The organism is Actinomadura spongiicola, assembly GCF_003432485.1.
GTDB lineage: Bacteria > Actinomycetota > Actinomycetes > Streptosporangiales > Streptosporangiaceae > Spirillospora > Spirillospora spongiicola.
Map to the genome: position 1 here is coordinate 611,600 of NZ_QVNQ01000001.1, position 15,798 is coordinate 627,397.

Sequence of the window (15,798 nt, forward strand, 5' to 3'; positions counted from 1 at the left end):
AATCAGGGCGCTGCCCCGGTGTCGGCACCCCACTCCCACAGCGCCTGGAGGACCGGGCCCAGGCGGCGACCGCGTGCGGTCAACGCGTAGTGCGTGCGCGGCGGCCACCCCGGTTCGCGTCGCCGGTCTAGCACCCCGCAGTCCACGAGATGCGCGAGCCGATCGGTCAACACCTTGTCCGACAGCGTGGGCAGCGCCCGCCGCAGCTCGGTGTACGAATGGTCGCCGCGCAGCAGTTCACGGACCACCAGGGTCGTCCAACGTCCACGAAGCGCGTCCAGGGTGATCTCGACCGGACAGGACGGGCTCGGCTCGGTGACGAACGCCCGCGGATCGTCGGGCAGCCCCGGCCGGTCGACCGTTTGGTGAGTCACGAGCGCCTCCTAGCGTTCCGTTCGTGCCCTTCTGTCTACCCGAACCCGCCGCGCCGCTGTCGGTGGCGACCCGCACCACCGTGATGACCAATGTCTACTGCGAGCCTCAGACAGAGGGGACGGCGAACCGTTTGGTGAGTCACGAAGGCGGCTTCTAGCGTCCTGGGCATGGATCATTCGTCTACCAAAAGGACGCCGATGCGCCCCCTGGCCGACCGCCCCGAAGACGTGCCCCTGGCTTTCGCGGACCGCTTCAACAGCGGCGACGCGAACGCGCTCGCCGAGATGTACGAGGACGACGCCGTGTTCGTCCCCGAACCGGGCAAGCCCCTCGCGGGCGCGGACGGCCTCGCCGCCAACGTCTCCTTCATGGAACTCGGCGTGCCGATCACGGTGCGCCCCCGCCATGCCTACACCACCGGGGACGTCACGCTGCTGATCGTCGACTGGGTGATCGACGGCGTGGACCGTACCGGCCGTCCCGTCCACATCGAGGGCACCGCCACCGATGTCGCCCGCCGCGGCCCCGACGGCCACTGGCGCTACGTGATCGACAACCCGTTCGGTTGCGCCCTGTCCGCACCCGCCATTTAGAGGTCTTCCCGGTCTGAAGCGACGCGGCTACTCTGCTACTGGCGTCCATGCCGGTTTTGTGCCATGCGCCCTGGGAGAGTCCCGTCCGGGACTTGTGTTTGGCGCTGCACCGGCTCCTCAGTACCCCCGTCTGCCGAGGAGTCCCGTGAACCCCCAGCACAAACGTGTGTCATTTATGCACAAGCGATGGTCGGCGGCCGTCACCGCCGTCGCGACTGCCGCCGCGGCGCTCCTGCTGTCGGCCCTCGCGCTGGTCGTGCTGTCCGCGCCGTCGTCCGCCCAGCCGTCCCTGGTCGCCTGTACGTTCCCCACGTGGGCCGAAGGCGAGAGCTACACGGCCGGAAGCAAGGTCACCTACAGCGGCCGTGGCTACGAGGCCCGCAGCGCCCACACCGCCTACCGGGGCTCGAACTGGAACCCCGCGTCCACCCCGACGCTCTGGCGCGACCTGGGCGCCTGCGACGACTCGCAGCCGCCCACCACGCCTCCCACCACCGATCCGCCCGGGAACGGCGACGCGACCTGCGCGGTGAAGGGCAAGCCCGCGGGCAAGATCCTTCAGGGCTACTGGGAGAACTGGGACGGCGCGTCCAACGGCGTCCACCCGCCGTTCGGCTGGAGCCCGATCGAGAACCCGGTCTTCAAGAACCACGGCTACAACGTGTACAACGCCGCGTTCCCCGTGATCCGCTCCGACGGAACCGTCCTGTGGGAGGACGGCATGGACAGCACGGTGAAGGTCGCCACCCCCGAGCAGATGTGCGCGGCCAAGGAGGCCGGTGCCACCATCCTGATGTCGATCGGCGGCGCGACCGCGGGCATCGACCTCAGCTCCAGCTCGGTCGCGGACAAGTTCGTCGAGACGATCGTCCCGATCCTGAAGAAGTACAACTTCGACGGCATCGACATCGACATCGAGACCGGCCTCACCGGCTCCGGCAACATCAACCAGCTGTCGGCGTCGCAGTCCAACCTGATCCGCATCATCGACGGCGTGCTCGCCGCGATGCCGTCCAACTTCGGGCTCACCATGGCGCCCGAGACCGCCTACGTCACGGGCGGCAGCGTCACCTACGGCTCCATCTGGGGCGCCTACCTGCCGATCATCAAGAAGTACGCGGACAACGGTCGCCTGTGGTGGCTGAACATGCAGTACTACAACGGCAGCATGTACGGGTGCCGTGGTGACTCCTACTCCGCCGGGACCGTCGAGGGCTTCGTCAAGCAGACCGAATGCCTGAACGCGGGCCTCGTCATCCAGGGCACCACCATCCGCGTCCCCTACGACAAGCAGGCCCCGGGCCTGCCCGCGCAGCCGGGCGCCGGTGGCGGCTACATGTCGCCGGGCCTGGTCGCCCAGGCGTGGAACAGCTTCAACGGCCAGCTCAAGGGCCTGATGACCTGGTCCATGAACTGGGACGGCTCGAAGAACTGGACGTTCGGCGACAACGTCCGCCGACTCCAGGGTCGCTGACGCTCACCTGACGGACGGGCCCGGCGGCACCTGCCGCCGGGCCCGTTCGCTGAACAGTGGAGTATCAGCGGCTCCACATTTCCTTGGCGTACGCCTCCAGGGTGCGCGGTGGGTTACCGGTCAGCTCCTGGTAATCGTCGGAGACTCGGGCGAACACGTTGGCCCGGACGAGGGCGAACAGGTCCACCATGTGCTCGACCCAATCTTCGGAGAGACCGGACCTGGCGAAGTAGGCGCGGTGCTGGTCGGGTGTCGCGTCGACGTGCGTGATGGGACGACCCGAGGCCTTGCTCAGTGTGTCGGCCACGTGGCCGAAGGTCACCGATTCAGGTCCGGTGAGGGTGTAACCGCGGCCGTGGTGCCCGTCGTGGGTCAGCACGGTGACGGCGGCGTCGGCGATGTCACGGGTGTCGACGAAACCGACCTCGGACCGGCCCGCCGAGGCGTACAACGCGCCCTCTTCTCGCAGCGCCTTGGCGAACACCCACTCGTCCTCGTCGAAGTTCTGCAGGAACCAGTTCGGCCGCAGGATGGTCCATCGCCTTCCGGAGTTCTGCACCGCCGACTCCACGGCGCGACGCGGTGTTTCGTCCGGTGCGCGGTCGACGCCCACCGCCGACATGAGCACCACGTGCCGGACGTTCGGAGCGGCGGCGATCAACCGGGTCATCACCTCGGCGGCGTCGTCGTCGGCGTCCAGGCCCTTGAGGAACAGCGCGTCGGCATCGCCCAACGCCGACGACCAGGTCGACGGGTCGTACCAGTCGAACCGCACGGGCACCACGCCGCGGGACGGCGCACCGGGGTGGCGGCTCGCGGCACGTACCGGCACACCGGCGTCGGCCAGGGCCCTCACCACGCGCCTGCCCGCCTTGCCGGTAGCGCCCTCGACCCATACCGTCATTTGCATCCTCCGTTCGCCGGTGACTGGAATGAACACGCTAGTTCTCGACGAGCGAGACGGGCGATGGCTCAGAAGCGCGTGCCTTTGTCCATGCGTCTTGCGGACGAAGACGTCTATCGTGGTTATGTGGACGTACTCGCGGACATCCTTACGGCCATGCGTGTGGGCACACCGGTCGCGGCGCACACCGAAGCGCACGCACCGTGGGGATTGCGGTTCGACCACACCACCGGGGCCGGGTTCCATGTCGTCCTCCAGGGTTCGTGCTGGCTGACGCCCTTGCCCGGCGATACCGCCCAGTTCGCGCCGTTGGAACTCGGACCCGGCGACGTGGTGCTACTCGGAAGCGGCGCCAAACACGCCATCACGTCAACGCCCGGAACGCCGCTCACCGACTTCTCACCGGTGCGAAATCCGACGGCCTCACCCCTTGGACGGATGGTCCTGCCCGGACCGGGTGCCCGGTCCACGATCGTCTGCGGTGCCTACCGCCTGCGCAGGCACCGGCCACACCCGCTCCTGCGGGATCTCCCGGACGTGGTCCACCTGTCGGCGCTTCCAGGACGGCACCACGGGCTCCGCGCCATGGTCGAACTCCTCGGCGACGAGTTGGAATCCCCGTCCCCTGGTGCCGCGGCGGTGACACCGTCGCTGGTGGACGCCCTCCTCGTGTACATGCTGCGCGCCTGGTTGCGCGACACACCGGACGGATGGTCCGCGGCGTTCGCTGATCCAGCGACCGCACGGGCTCTGGCCGCCATGCACGCCGAGCCGGCACGTCCCTGGACGGTCGAGCAACTGGGTTTCATCGCGGGACTGTCCCGGGCCGCGTTCGCACGCCGGTTCACCACCTTCGTCGGCGAGCCGCCCTTGACCTACCTCACGCGTTGGCGGATGACCATCGCCGCCCGCCTGCTCCGCGACACCGACAAGTCCCTGGAGCAGATAGCCGGTGCCATCGGATACGGCTCCGCCTTCGCTTTCGCCAAGGCATTCCGGCGCGAGTACGCCACCACACCAGGTGAATACCGCATCGCAACCCGAACAGGCATTACACAGCCCGCGTCCTTGTGAACACGAGAGATCATTGATGATCCCGCAAGGTGTCGCGGGGCCAACGGCGGCCTGGCCCCCTTCGGACGAATAGTCGTGGTCGGGCTGGGTTTCGCCGCGCGCCGGCGCGGCTCCTGGTCGGTAGATACCGGCGGCCCAGGCTCCGGGCTCGACACCGATCTTGCAATTCTTGTTGGCATGCTCCTTTAGAGCATTCTGAAGATCTCCGTCGCGGGCGTGTCCTCCACGGAGCCTTCGGCGCTCAGGGCGGCGTGCTCCCAGGCGTCCTGGTCGGTCTCGGCGCCATGGGCACGGAGCAGTTCGACCAGCTCGACGTGGCAGGCTGATATGGCGCAGTACAACGCGCTGACGTGCTCAAAGTCGCCCGCCTCGTAGCTGGAGGGATCGGCGCCGGCCTCCAGCAGCAACCGCGCGCACTCAAGCATCCCGGGGTTGGCATTCGCCGGGCCGCCCAACAGCGGTTTCAGCAACACCAGCAGCGGTGCCTTCCCGTCGATCGGCGTGGTCGCCGCCGTCGGATCGTCCCGCAGGAGATCGGACAACGCCTCGGCATCGGCGGACGACAGCGCCTGTTCCACACCCGTTTCCGGCACGCTCCCTTCGTACCGCACCACACGGCCGACTGTTAAGTCCGTGCGAGGCTGGTGCGTATGGGACACGACGCGACTCGTCAGAGCTACGACACCGTTGCCGAAACGTACGCCGCCAGATTTCGTGACGAACTCGCTGGCAAGCCGCTGGATCGTGCGTTGTTGGCGTCCCTGCTTGAGCAGTCGGAGCCCGGTTTTCCGGTCGCCGACCTGGGCTGTGGACCGGGTCATGTGGCCGCCTGGATGGCCGAGAGGGGCGCGAAGAGCGTCGGGATCGACCTTTCCGCCGCGATGGTCTCGGCTGGACGGCGCGAGTACCCGGACGTGGAATTCCGCGAAGGCGACCTGCTCGCATTGCCCGCCGCGGACGGCGAGTTCGGGTCGGCGGTCGCGTGCTACTCCGTCATTCACCTGGAGCCGTCCGAACTGCCCAAAGCCTTCGCGGAGGTCTACCGGGTGCTGCGCCCGTCCGGCCACTTCCTCGTGACGTTCCATGTCGGCACCGAGGTCAGGCATCTGGACGAGTGGTGGGACCACGAAGTGAACGTCGACTTCTACTTCTACGAGCCCACACAGGTCATCGACCTTCTGAAAGACGCAGGCTTCACACTGGAAATGCAAATGGAGCGCGTCCACTATCCCGATGAGGTCGACACCCGCCGCGCCTACCTACTCGCTCGCCGCCCGTCCTAACGGTCATCAGGGGTCAGGACGACCTTCCCGGTGCTTCGGCCCTCGTCGACCAGGGCGTGCGCCTTGGCCGCCTCGGCCAGGGGGATGCGGTGCGAGACGTGGACGCGCAGGCGGCCCGTCTCCACCAATCGCGTCAACGCCTCCAGCCCGCTGTGATCGGGCTCCACGGTCAGACCCGCGAAGCGCCGACCGGCCGCCTCGGTGCGCGCGGCCAGCTCCATGTTGCGGCGGTCGGCGACCGTGACGAGCAGGCCACCCGGACGCAGGGTCTGAATCGAACGGAACGCGGTGTCGCCACCGACGGTGTCCAGGACGATGTCCATGTCGTTTACGACCTCGGCGAAGTCACGAGCCCGGTAATCGACGATTTCGTCCGCGCCGAGCCCCCGCACGAACTCGCTCTTGGCGGCGCTGGCGGTCGCGGTGACATGGGCGCCCAGCGCCTTGGCGATCTGCACCGCCACATGCCCGACGCCCCCGCCCGCCGCGTGGACGAGCACGCGTTGCCCGTCCTGGAGCCCGCCGGTGTCCACCAGGCTCTGCCAGGCGGTCAGCCCGACGAGCGGCAGCGCGGCGGCCTCGGCATCGTCCAGTCCTTTGGGCTTACGGGCGAAATGTCGCGACGGCGCGGCGACGTATTCGGCGTATCCGCCCGCCTGCCGGGGGAACATCGGCATCCCGTACACCTCGTCCCCCACAGCGAAACGGGTGACGCCGGGCTCCAAGGCCACCACGACGCCCGCCACGTCCCAGCCGAGGATGAACGGAGGTTCGCCCAGCATCGGGAACGCACCCGACCGGATGAACCCGTCCACGGGATTGACCCCGATCGCCCGCACCTGCACCAAGACTTCGGTCGGCAACGGCACGGGCCGCTCGACCTCGGTGTACTCGAGCACCTCCGGACCACCGAAGGACCGCTGGACGACGGCACGCATTCGATCGCTCACGACTCTCCCCATCACAGCGGACCGCCCGAGCGGCGGTCGCCACCCTCCACGCTAGGAATCCGCCGGGAACCTCCCGGTAACCTTCGGAACGTGAGCGAGTTCGACGGCCCCGGCGACGTCTTTCTGGCCGACTGCCCCGCCCGCCTCGCCGTCGAGATCATCGCCGACAAGTGGGCCGTGGTCGTCCTCTACGGCCTGAGCCGCGGGCCGCGCCGTCACAAGGACCTGATCGAACTCATTGGCGGCATCTCGAAGAAGGTCCTCACCCAGACGCTGCGCCGATTGGAACATCACGGCCTGGTGCTCCGCACCGCCCACGCCGAGGCCCCGCCGCGCGTCGACTATGAACTCACCGCGCTCGGGCACACGCTCATCGAGCCGATCGCCATGCTCACCCGCTGGGCCGAAGAGAACGGCGCCGCCATCGCCCAGGCCCAGGACCGCAACCATCACGGTCTGGGCGCAGGACGGCAGCCGTACTAGAGTCGCTTGATCATGCCCGACCTGCTCGGTATCAACCATCTGACGCTGTCCACGACCGACCTGGACCGTCTCGTCACGTACTACACGGAATTGCTCGGAGCGCGGCTGGCATTCGAGCGCGCCGCCACCGCTTCTGATCCTCGAATCGCCGTCGTCGACGTCGGCGGAGACGACCATCTGATGATCGTCGAAACCGCCACCGCCCCCACCCCAGGTCTCGACCCGCTGAGCCGGGCGGGCTGGGGCCTGCGCGTCGCAACGCACGCGCAACTGTGCGAGGTGCGCGAACGACTCCTGGCCGCCGGGTCCCCGGTTGGAGAGATCGAGACACTGCCCACGCAGTGGACGATGACGGCTTACGACCCCGATGGGCGCCCCGTGGACATCCGCGCCCATCGCCCCCGCACCGCAAGCCGCCACCAATCACCAACGCCCTAACGTGGAGTCTCAGGGACGGGCGAGTGCGGCGATGACCTCCTCCCACACCCGGGGCGGCAATTCCTGGCCCGTGCCCGGCAACCGGATCAGCTCGGCGCCGGGGATCTCCCGGGCCAGCGCCTCGCCGTTGCCGATGGGGAAGAACGGGTCGTCCTCGCCGTGGATCACCACGGTCGGCGCGCTGATCTCACCCAGCCGCTCGCGCCAGCGGTCACCGGAGTCCATCGCCGCGAACGCGGTCCCGATCTGGTTCGAGCGGTGCACGGCCGCGGGGTCAGCGCCGTCCGGCACCACCGCGCGGTCGAAGATCCGACCTGCCCGTTCCCGCACCGCGGCCTCGTCGAACCCTGCCCGCCCGGCCATGTGCCGCGCGCTCTCCGCCATGGCCGCCACCACCGAAGCGCGGTCGGCCCAGTCCGGCTGCGGCGCCGAAAAGATGAACTTCATCAGCTCCGGATCATGCTCCGGGAGGTCGGCGTCCGCCGGGCCCGGCGCGGTCGGCCGGGTCGCGATCAGGGTGAGCGCGGAAACCCGGTCGGGGTGGTCGAGCGCCAGCAGTTGCGCGATCCACCCGCCGACCCCGAAGCCCGCCACATGCGCGCGGGGCAACCCGAGCGCCGCCAGCAACTCGGCCGCGTCGGTGACCAGGTCGCGCAGGGTGTAGCCGGGGTTGTCCGGGTCGACGACGGTGGACCGTCCGGTGTCGCGCAGGTCGTACCGGACGACCCGACGCGGTCTCCGGGTCAGCCGCTCGCACACCTCGTCCGGCCAGGTCAGCAACGTGTTGCCAATCAGCAACACGGGCGGCGCAGCCGATTCGCCGAAGGTCTGCACACACAGTTCCACACCGTTCACCGGCACCAGGCGCTCGTCATCCACGTTCGCTTCCTCCTCGTCAGAGGCCCCAGTAGTCCTCGATCTGCTGACCCGAACGCGAACGAAAACTCATCGCGCCCGACCCGAACACCACTGGACACTGTTGGGCATTGGCCTCACCACGCCCCAGCAGAGGACACGTCTTGGTGATGGTCGTCCTGCACGATGGCTACGGACTCTTCCTCGCTGTCGCTGAGGAGAGAGTCGTCTCGATGTTGTGAGCTCCATAACGCGATCGAATGCGGATACCTGGAGGACACATCGCCATCCGTGCCGGCCTGCGTCCCGGCTCCACCAGGGACGATTGCTACCGCAGGGTGTCAGGTTCTCTACCGCGCACCGGCGCCCGGTTCCTCACGGCGAACCTGTGTCGGTCGCGTCCGTCACCCGTAGTTATCCACAAGTGGACGGTGTGACCTTGGGATTCGCGCGTCTGCCGGTATCGTCTGGTCGGTGGTCACTCAGGCGCTGTTCGATGTCGATGAGGCTTCACCTCCAGTGGCGTTGCAGGAGGCCGTGCGGCATGGTGAGATTTTCACCCGCCGCTGGGTCGTCGAACTGATCCTCGACGTTGTGGGCTACACCGCTGATCGTGACCTCGCGGGCCTGCGGCTCGTCGAACCGGCGTGCGGGCAGGGTGCCTTCCTCGGCCCGATCGTGGAGCGGTTGAGCAGGTCGTGCCGCGCTCATGGACGCTCGCTCGCGGATGCCGCTGAGTCGATCGGGGCTTTGGATCTACTCGGCGGCAACGTCGAGCTGGCACGAGCGCTCGTCCGCGACCGGCTCCTAGCCGATGGTTGGGAAGACGCCGAGGTCGACACCGTGGTACAAGACTGGGTGCGCCAGGGGGATTACCTCCTTACCGCTGACGGAACGGCTGGAGCCGACTTCGTCGTCGGCAATCCTCCGTACATCCGGCTTGAGGACGTACCGGACGGACGTATGGCGGCCTATCGGTCAGCCTGCCCGACGATGGGCGGCCGGGCCGACATCTACGTGGGCTTCTACGAGATCGGTCTCCGCAGTTTGAAGCCAGGGGGCAAACTCGGTTTCATCTGCGCCGATCGCTGGATGCGCAACCAGTACGGACGACGTCTCCGGCAGATGGTGACACAGCGTTACAGCATGGATCTCGTCCTCGTGATGCACGATGTGGACGCGTTCCATGACCAGGTTTCCGCCTATCCAGCCATCACCGTCATCCGCAACGGTGCACAGGGCCCCGCCATCGCCGCCGACAGCGACCGCGAGTTTGGACACGTCCAGGCACAGGACTTCCTCCGATGGGTCGCCGATCCGAGACAACGAACCATCGATGCGACGTCCTTTCATGCTGTGCGTCTACCGCATTGGTTTCCGGGCGAGGACTCTTGGCCCGCTGCTTCTCCTGCACGCTTGGCCGTGCTGGAAGACCTGAGCGACCGGTTCCGTCTCCTCGAGGACGAGACCACGGGCACACGTGTCGGTATCGGCGTCGCGACGGGTGCGGACAAGGTTTTCATCACCGAACAACCTGACCTGGTGGAAGAAGACCGGCTGCTTCCGCTCGCGATGGTCCGCGACACGACGTCGGGTCATCTTCTCTGGAGCGGCCAGTACCTGGTCAATCCGTGGAACAATGCGGGTGGCCTGGTCGATCTGGCGGACTATCCTCGACTACGCGCGTATCTCACACGCAACAGGGCCACGCTACAAAAGCGTCATATTGCGATCAAACAGCCGGAACGTTGGTACAAGACGATAGACAAGGTCGACCCTCGGCTGAACACACGCCCCAAACTTCTGGTCCCGGACATGAAGCAGGTCATTCACCCGGTGCTGGACGAAGGCGGCCTGTACCCTCATCACAATCTGTACTTCGTTGTCTCCGATGTATGGGATCTGAGAGTGCTCGGTGGCCTGCTGCTCTCCAGAGTCGCTGAGGCGTTTGTGGAGGCGTACGCCGTCAAGATGCGAGGCGGAACACTGCGCTTCCAAGCTCAGTACCTGCGCAAGATCCGGGTGCCTGATCCCGCAGAGATCGATGAAGAGACCGGCAGAGCATTGGCGGAAGCATTCGACCGCCGTGACGCCCTGGCGGCCACGGAGGCCGCTTTGCGGGCCTACGGGCTCACGGAACTCCCCGAGTGAGGAATACGTATTGGCTGTCACACGCGAAGACTTCGAGGACGCGGTCGCCGCTTACTGGGGTGCCAGAAAGTCACAGGGGGAGCTCTCCAGAATCAAAGATGCGGTCGGTGCAGGAACCGCCGGTTCGGTGCGGAGTGGCAAGCACTTCGATGACATAGCTGCCCTGTTAGCCAAGTTCTTCCTTGAAGCTGGCTACGCCCCCGAAGAAATCCGGGTCACCAGGGGGCAGGGATTGGAACTCCCCGGCTACTATCGTCCACAGAAGCAATGGGACCTTGTGGTGTCGCATGGAAACACGCTCGTCGCGGCATTCGAGTTGAAGGCGCTCGGCGGGCCCTCCTTCGGCAACAACTACAACAACCGGGTAGAGGAGGCGTTGGGCAGTGCCGTCGACCTCAGACGCGCGGTACTGGCCGACCTCTACTCCGGTGAGAAACCCTGGCTCGGCTACTTCTTCATCATGCAGGACGCTCCCGGCTCAAGTCGCCCCGTCCGTCTCATGGAAGGCGCTTCGCCCGTCGAAGATATTTGGCGCGGGAGGTCGTACCAGGCGAGGTTCGCGTTGTTCTGCGAACGTCTAGTAGCGGAAGGCTTGTACGATGCCGTCTGTTACATCACGTCATCAGCGGAAAATCCGAAACCTATCGAACTGGTCGAAAGCCTCGACTGGAAACACTTTTCTGCCGCCATAAGCGCCCGGATAACCTACCTCAAGGAACTGGGTCTGCCCTCCCACAGGTAGCGGCCGAGGCGTGTACGTCACCTCGTGTTTCCTAGCGAATCCACGCTCCCACGAGCACCTCCCATCCAGCACGCCACGTCATCCAGTGGCCCGCCAACGACGCGCGACGTGGATCGGACGGGCCAGGTCAACGGACTTCACCGCAAGTAGGACAACTGTCGTTCGTGTCCTTCGCCCGTCCTTGCCGTCGCTCGCTTTTCGACCTCATCCACCTAGAGTCCAGGTCTTTGCTGTCACGGACGCAGTTCCGCCGCGTCGGTGACCAGGTCGCGCAGGGTGTAGCCGGGGTTGTCCGGGTCGCCGGTGGTGGACTGGCCGGTGTCGCGCAGGTCGTACCGGACGACCCGGCGCGGCGTCCGGGCCAGCCACTCGCGCACCTCGCCCGACCCGGTCGGCTCCCCGAAGGTCTGGACGCACAGCTTCACACCGTTCACCGGCACCAGACGCTCGTCTTCCACGTTCGCTTCCTCCTCGTCAGAGGCCCCAGTAGTCCTCGATCTGCTGACCCGAACGCGAACGAAAACTCATCGGCGCAGGACGTTGGAGGGATCGTCGAGCCACACCACCTGCCCACCGGGTCCGACGCTCAACCCGAATCTGCCCCGCCCCGGACGACCCCAGCTCTCCCACCGTTGGTAGGCATCAGCGACCTCGCCCCACAAATTCCGTGGACCGGCCTGGAGTACCTGGTGCTCGGCGGTGCCGGTTCGGCGGCACCGCGCCCACGAGGTGCCCGCCACGTCCGCCAAGACCAGCTCGAACCGGTCACCGTCGCAGGCGACGCCCGCGACGTCGGGAAGAAGACCCGCGATCGCAGCGTCCGCACCATAGCTCTCATAGGCGACACGACGCGGGTCGATCCGCGTTCCCGTCTCCCGCGCATCGCTCGTATCACTGGGAACCCGAAGGGTGCCGCGCTGGGCTCGAAGCATCATGTAGTCGGCGCCGCCCACAAGGCGACCGGAAGCCAGGCCGTCGCCGGTGACGGTCAGGTTGAGCTTGTGGCCGTCTCCCCATTCCGGCATCCACGGCGCGGCGATGCGACCGCCGGGACGGGTCTGCTCCACCCAGGCGTACGGCAGGTGGGTGACCCCGCAGGTGACATGCACGGCGTCGAATGAGCCACGGCCGGGCGCGCCAATGGCACCGTCCTGAACAAGAACCTCCACGCCATTCCCATGCCGTTCGAGTCGCGCGGCGGCCTGCTCTGCAAGACCCGAATCGACCTCCACAGTGGTGACATGGGCGCCGAGCGCGGTCAGCAGCGCGGCCGTCCATCCAGTGCCGGTACCGATCTCAAGGATACGGTCACCGGGCTGGAGGTCGAGAAGTTCCAGAAAAGCCACGACGGCACCGGGAGCCGACAACGACGACGTAGCCTCTCCGACTCCACCTGCGGGATCACCGCGACCATCGTCAACCTGCGTGACAATGGACGCATCAGAGTAGACGGCCTCCCACCAGCCTTCCGAGTCGCGACGCTTGTCGATCACCTGGCGCTCCCCGGGCCCATCCGGCGCACACCAGCCCCGATCAGGCGCGAACAAATGCCGCGGCACAACATGCAAGGCCCGGCGTATCCGTGGGTCGGTGAGATCCCCGACGGCCTGAAGCGCGTCGGCAAGCCGATCGACCCTGGCCGCGACCCTACGCGCTTCGTCCGCCGTCGGGGTGGTCACTTACCTTTGCCCTTGCCCTTCTCGTCCTTCTCAGGCGGAGGAATCGGCTTGTCGGGCCTGTGAGCATCGCCGTCCCTTTTGTCGTCATGCTTCCCCACCGCGGTACGCCCCTTTGTTGTGGACTTCATCTGGAAAGGTAACCCATCACCAGGGTGACCGAATGGCAAGAGTTATGAACCAGTGACGGACCGTGATCGCCAAAGTGGTTGGCGATAGTAGGAGTACGTCCACCTAGTACTACGGAGAATAGGTTTGTGGGGTTTTAGTAGGAGCGGTTGGATGGACCCGTACCATCAAAGATCCAGAGGTCAAAATCGTGAGCGTCCGTACGACTCATCGCGCACTGCTTAGCAGTCTGCTGCCCAACGACAGTCCAGACGACCTCGCAGTACGTGAGGGGCAGTTCTACACCGTGGTCGTTGGCTCTGACCGCGTCGTGTGCTTCCCGCGTACCCGGGCAGCAGCGATCCGGCTACCCGAGCGGGCGGCCACGCTGCACTCACTTGCCAGCCTTGACCTCGGCTTCCACACACCTGAGCCGCTGCTCCTGGGCGGCGCCCACGGCGACGAAGAGGCCACGTACTTGCTCCTCAGCCGCATTCCTGGGGAACCGCTGGAGGCGGAGGCACTCAACAATCCCCATGTGGCCGACACCGTGGCGGCGCAGTATGCCGCGCTGTTGTCCGATCTAGCCCGTGCCGGTACCGACAAGACGGCACAAGCAGTCATCCCTCCGGCCCCAGAAGGCCAGTGGCGGCGGTTCGCGGAGAACGTGCGCGTGAAGCTGCTCCCGCTCATGTCCGACGGCGGACGCCTACAGGCCGAGCGGGAACTAGCAGCACTCGACATCCTTCCCCACCTCACCCGAGCGGTGGTGCATGGCGACCTCGGCGCCGAGAACGTCCTATGGGAGTGGACGGACGGCCTGCCGCACCTCTCCGGGGTCCTCGACTGGGACGACGTCACACTAGGCGACCCGGCCGAGGACCTCGCAGCCATCGGCGCCAGCTACGGCCCTGAGTTCCTAGAGCGGATTCTCGCCCTGGGCAACTGGTCAGACCACGGACTCACGACCCGCATCGCCGCAATCCGCGGCACATTCGCCCTGCAACAGGCCCTCTACGCACTCCGCGACGGCGACAAAGAAGAACTCGCCGACGGCCTAGCCGACTACACCCTCGTCTCTAAGACGGAAAACGACCCAAGTCGGTAATCGCTCAAGGGCGAGTCGGCTCTGTGGGACGGCCTGTCTGCCGCTCCTCTGCACGCACTTCGTGGTCAGACGTTCTTGAGTGCCTCAGTAAGGCAGCGGAAGTCGTTGCGTTCAATGACGAGTTTGGGGCCGTTGGGATCCTTGCTGTCGCGGATTGCGATGATGTTGTTTAGGGGCGCGAGTTCTACGCAGTTCCCGCCGTTCTCGGTGCTCTTACTTGCCTTGCGCCACACTGCGTTATTCATGACCGCCTCATTGCCGTTCTGCGGTGCGGGCTTCCGAGTTAGAGCTTCTTAAGGGCGTTGATGAGGTGCTGGAAGTCGTTACGCTTGACCACAATCTCGGGGTCTTTGCTGTCTCGAAGCGCTATGACTCCAGGGTTGCTGGCGACTTCGATGCATTCGCCTCCATTGGAGGTGCTGCGGCTGGCCTTGCGCCATCTGGTGTGACTTGGGTCCATCGTGTCCACCGTCCGCTAAGCGTTTTTGATTGTCTTAATGAGGTGGCGGAAGTCGTTGTGGTTGATGATGATGCTGGGACCCTCGGGATCCTTGCTGTCCCGAATTGCTATGGTCCGCGGGACGCTGGCGACTTCAATGCAGTCACCGCCGTTGGACGTGCTGCGACTGGCCTTGCGCCACACGGCTTTGCTCAGGTCCATCTCTCGTCCACCGTTCTGCGAATCAGTTCGATGCTTGCAGCCATCGGTAGTGCCTGGCTGCGAAGTTCCCGTAGCGTTTTTGCGATCATAGCTAGCGCATCGGGCTCGCTCAAGGTGATACCACGATACGCGCTCTCCACGTACGCAACCTCCGATCGGTCCGCGAGAGTGGCCACAGCAAACGCGCCTGAGTTCCCCGCATGCTCGCCGCGACTTGGAACGACCTGGATGGTGAGGTTGGGGCTGGCAATGCTGATCAAGTATTCCAGCTGCTCGCGCATGATCTCCTTGTTGCCGACCTCGCGGGTGAGGACTACCTCGTCCAACAGCACGGTCATCGCGGGTGGCTTCTCCCTCTGGAGAATCTCCTGACGCTTGAGACGAGCATCCACGGCTTCTTTGTCTCCGTGCAGGATGGCGTTCGCGTACGCAGGGGTTTGTAGGAGTCCTGGGACCACTGGCATGCCGTACGCCGTGATCTCCGCCGCCTCGACCTCGACGGTAGGCCAGTCGAACCACGTGGGGTAGGCCGCGTCCATGACGAGGTCTCTCCAGAGTTCCTGAATCTCCCCATTAGTCCCAAGCGCCCCATCTGTCGCTGCGGCGAACTCGAAGGTGCAGCGAGTGCGCCCGAGCTCTACGAGAGACACGTACTGGGTTGTTACGCCCAGTTTTGCTGCCAATCGTTCTTGGCTGAGTCCGGTGGCGGTGCGGTAGCGGCGCAGTGCCTTGCCAAAGGCGATCAGCATGGGGGACGCGCCGTTGCGTTTGCCTTGCTGTCGGGAGGCTGCCATACAGCCATGGTGACTCAACTGGCCTCAACTTGTCTTCAAGTTGGCGATGGTCGGTTTTCTTTTTCTCTCGCGCTTGATGACTTCTCCGAAGGGTCGCCTGCATCAATTACGAGCAGACAACGGACACGT

The 15,798-nt window shown here is 65.9% G+C and carries 20 protein-coding genes; 9 read left to right on the forward strand and 11 right to left on the reverse strand.

Annotated elements, in window-relative coordinates:
• Window positions 1-2 precede the first annotated feature (2 nt).
• On the reverse strand, window positions 3-374 hold the full coding sequence (locus tag D0T12_RS02890; protein WP_117397655.1) for a winged helix-turn-helix transcriptional regulator: 372 nt from the start codon (window positions 372-374) through the stop codon (window positions 3-5).
• Window positions 375-542: 168 nt separating this feature from the next.
• On the opposite strand from D0T12_RS02890, the gene D0T12_RS02895 reads away from it, so the two are divergent.
• Complete coding sequence (locus D0T12_RS02895; RefSeq protein WP_233525821.1) at window positions 543-968, forward strand: YybH family protein; 426 nt, start codon at window positions 543-545, stop codon at window positions 966-968.
• 175 nt (window positions 969-1,143) lie between these two features.
• Complete coding sequence (locus D0T12_RS02900) at window positions 1,144-2,442, forward strand: carbohydrate-binding protein (RefSeq protein WP_117397657.1); 1,299 nt, start codon at window positions 1,144-1,146, stop codon at window positions 2,440-2,442.
• 64 nt (window positions 2,443-2,506) lie between these two features.
• Here the strand turns inward: D0T12_RS02900 and D0T12_RS02905 are convergent, their stop codons facing one another.
• Window positions 2,507-3,346: an SDR family oxidoreductase gene (locus tag D0T12_RS02905; RefSeq protein ID WP_158581377.1), complete on the reverse strand. Its 840-nt coding sequence runs from the start codon at window positions 3,344-3,346 to the stop codon at window positions 2,507-2,509.
• A gap of 126 nt (window positions 3,347-3,472) precedes the next feature.
• Between D0T12_RS02905 and D0T12_RS02910 the strand changes: the two genes are divergently transcribed.
• The gene (locus D0T12_RS02910) at window positions 3,473-4,420 is read left to right on the forward strand and encodes an AraC family transcriptional regulator (protein ID WP_117398019.1); all 948 of its coding nucleotides are present in this window, start codon (window positions 3,473-3,475) and stop codon (window positions 4,418-4,420) included.
• A gap of 185 nt (window positions 4,421-4,605) precedes the next feature.
• On the opposite strand, the gene D0T12_RS35770 is transcribed toward D0T12_RS02910, so the two are convergent.
• Complete coding sequence (locus D0T12_RS35770; protein ID WP_199487296.1) at window positions 4,606-5,241, reverse strand: ankyrin repeat domain-containing protein; 636 nt, start codon at window positions 5,239-5,241, stop codon at window positions 4,606-4,608.
• On the opposite strand from D0T12_RS35770, the gene D0T12_RS02915 reads away from it, so the two are divergent.
• On the forward strand, window positions 5,173-5,703 hold the full coding sequence (locus tag D0T12_RS02915; protein WP_199487254.1) for a class I SAM-dependent methyltransferase: 531 nt from the start codon (window positions 5,173-5,175) through the stop codon (window positions 5,701-5,703). The genes D0T12_RS35770 and D0T12_RS02915 overlap by 69 nt on opposite strands.
• Here the strand turns inward: D0T12_RS02915 and D0T12_RS02920 are convergent.
• Window positions 5,700-6,653, reverse strand: a complete 954-nt coding sequence (locus D0T12_RS02920; RefSeq protein WP_233525822.1) for an NADP-dependent oxidoreductase — start codon at window positions 6,651-6,653, stop codon at window positions 5,700-5,702. The two genes, D0T12_RS02915 and D0T12_RS02920, sit on opposite strands and share 4 nt — an antisense overlap.
• Before the next feature lie 90 nt (window positions 6,654-6,743).
• On the opposite strand from D0T12_RS02920, the gene D0T12_RS02925 reads away from it, so the two are divergent.
• Both D0T12_RS02925 and D0T12_RS02930 read left to right on the forward strand, forming a co-directional pair.
• Entirely contained in the window at window positions 6,744-7,136 is a 393-nt protein-coding gene (locus D0T12_RS02925; protein WP_117397661.1) for a winged helix-turn-helix transcriptional regulator, read from the forward strand.
• 12 nt (window positions 7,137-7,148) lie between these two features.
• Complete coding sequence (locus D0T12_RS02930; protein WP_117398020.1) at window positions 7,149-7,574, forward strand: VOC family protein; 426 nt, start codon at window positions 7,149-7,151, stop codon at window positions 7,572-7,574.
• Between the two features lie 9 nt (window positions 7,575-7,583).
• On the opposite strand, the gene D0T12_RS02935 is transcribed toward D0T12_RS02930, so the two are convergent.
• Window positions 7,584-8,453, reverse strand: a complete 870-nt coding sequence (locus tag D0T12_RS02935) for an alpha/beta fold hydrolase (RefSeq protein ID WP_199487255.1) — start codon at window positions 8,451-8,453, stop codon at window positions 7,584-7,586.
• A 450-nt stretch (window positions 8,454-8,903) separates the two neighbouring features.
• Here D0T12_RS02935 and D0T12_RS02940 point away from each other — a divergent pair, with 450 nt between their 5' ends.
• A complete protein-coding gene (locus D0T12_RS02940) occupies window positions 8,904-10,580 on the forward strand; it encodes an Eco57I restriction-modification methylase domain-containing protein (protein ID WP_117397662.1) in 1,677 nt (558 codons plus the stop codon).
• A 10-nt stretch (window positions 10,581-10,590) separates the two neighbouring features.
• Entirely contained in the window at window positions 10,591-11,322 is a 732-nt protein-coding gene (locus tag D0T12_RS02945; protein WP_117397663.1) for a PaeR7I family type II restriction endonuclease, read from the forward strand.
• Window positions 11,323-11,555: 233 nt separating this feature from the next.
• Here D0T12_RS02945 and D0T12_RS35775 read toward each other — a convergent pair whose 3' ends face one another.
• Both D0T12_RS35775 and D0T12_RS02955 read right to left on the reverse strand, forming a co-directional pair.
• On the reverse strand, window positions 11,556-11,780 hold the full coding sequence (locus tag D0T12_RS35775) for an alpha/beta fold hydrolase (protein ID WP_199487256.1): 225 nt from the start codon (window positions 11,778-11,780) through the stop codon (window positions 11,556-11,558).
• A 66-nt stretch (window positions 11,781-11,846) separates the two neighbouring features.
• On the reverse strand, window positions 11,847-12,815 hold the full coding sequence (locus D0T12_RS02955; protein ID WP_233525823.1) for a methyltransferase domain-containing protein: 969 nt from the start codon (window positions 12,813-12,815) through the stop codon (window positions 11,847-11,849).
• A gap of 502 nt (window positions 12,816-13,317) precedes the next feature.
• On the opposite strand from D0T12_RS02955, the gene vph reads away from it, so the two are divergent.
• Window positions 13,318-14,214, forward strand: coding sequence for a viomycin phosphotransferase (vph, locus tag D0T12_RS02960; protein ID WP_117397665.1), 897 nt, complete (start codon window positions 13,318-13,320; stop codon window positions 14,212-14,214).
• A 65-nt stretch (window positions 14,215-14,279) separates the two neighbouring features.
• On the opposite strand, the gene D0T12_RS02965 is transcribed toward vph, so the two are convergent.
• From D0T12_RS02965 to D0T12_RS02980, 4 genes are read right to left on the reverse strand one after another with little or no spacing between them, the layout of a single operon-like run.
• The gene (locus D0T12_RS02965) at window positions 14,280-14,459 is read right to left on the reverse strand and encodes a DUF397 domain-containing protein (RefSeq protein WP_117397666.1); all 180 of its coding nucleotides are present in this window, start codon (window positions 14,457-14,459) and stop codon (window positions 14,280-14,282) included.
• Between the two features lie 38 nt (window positions 14,460-14,497).
• Window positions 14,498-14,674, reverse strand: coding sequence for a DUF397 domain-containing protein (locus tag D0T12_RS02970; RefSeq protein WP_117398022.1), 177 nt, complete (start codon window positions 14,672-14,674; stop codon window positions 14,498-14,500).
• 15 nt (window positions 14,675-14,689) lie between these two features.
• A complete protein-coding gene (locus D0T12_RS02975) occupies window positions 14,690-14,875 on the reverse strand; it encodes a DUF397 domain-containing protein (RefSeq protein WP_117397667.1) in 186 nt (61 codons plus the stop codon).
• Window positions 14,866-15,669 carry a helix-turn-helix domain-containing protein gene (locus D0T12_RS02980; RefSeq protein WP_117397668.1) on the reverse strand — a complete coding sequence of 268 codons (804 nt, stop codon included), beginning with the start codon at window positions 15,667-15,669 and terminating at the stop codon, window positions 14,866-14,868. Before D0T12_RS02980 ends, D0T12_RS02975 begins: the two co-directional genes overlap by 10 nt.
• Between the last annotated feature and the right edge of the window lie 129 nt (window positions 15,670-15,798).

Coding starts and splice junctions, on each gene's coding strand:
- D0T12_RS02905 (WP_158581377.1), bottom strand. CDS start 3,346: ATGACGGTATGGGTCGAGGGCGCTACCGGCAAGGCGGGCAGGCGCGTG.
- D0T12_RS02930 (WP_117398020.1), top strand. CDS start 7,149: ATGCCCGACCTGCTCGGTATCAACCATCTGACGCTGTCCACGACCGAC.
- D0T12_RS02895 (WP_233525821.1), top strand. CDS start 543: ATGGATCATTCGTCTACCAAAAGGACGCCGATGCGCCCCCTGGCCGAC.
- D0T12_RS35770 (WP_199487296.1), bottom strand. CDS start 5,241: ATGACCCGGTCCACAGCCCAGGTCGGCGACCGGAAAACCGGGCTCCGA.
- D0T12_RS02975 (WP_117397667.1), bottom strand. CDS start 14,875: ATGGACCTGAGCAAAGCCGTGTGGCGCAAGGCCAGTCGCAGCACGTCC.
- D0T12_RS02970 (WP_117398022.1), bottom strand. CDS start 14,674: ATGGACCCAAGTCACACCAGATGGCGCAAGGCCAGCCGCAGCACCTCC.
- D0T12_RS02980 (WP_117397668.1), bottom strand. CDS start 15,669: ATGGCAGCCTCCCGACAGCAAGGCAAACGCAACGGCGCGTCCCCCATG.
- D0T12_RS02900 (WP_117397657.1), top strand. CDS start 1,144: ATGCACAAGCGATGGTCGGCGGCCGTCACCGCCGTCGCGACTGCCGCC.
- D0T12_RS02965 (WP_117397666.1), bottom strand. CDS start 14,459: ATGAATAACGCAGTGTGGCGCAAGGCAAGTAAGAGCACCGAGAACGGC.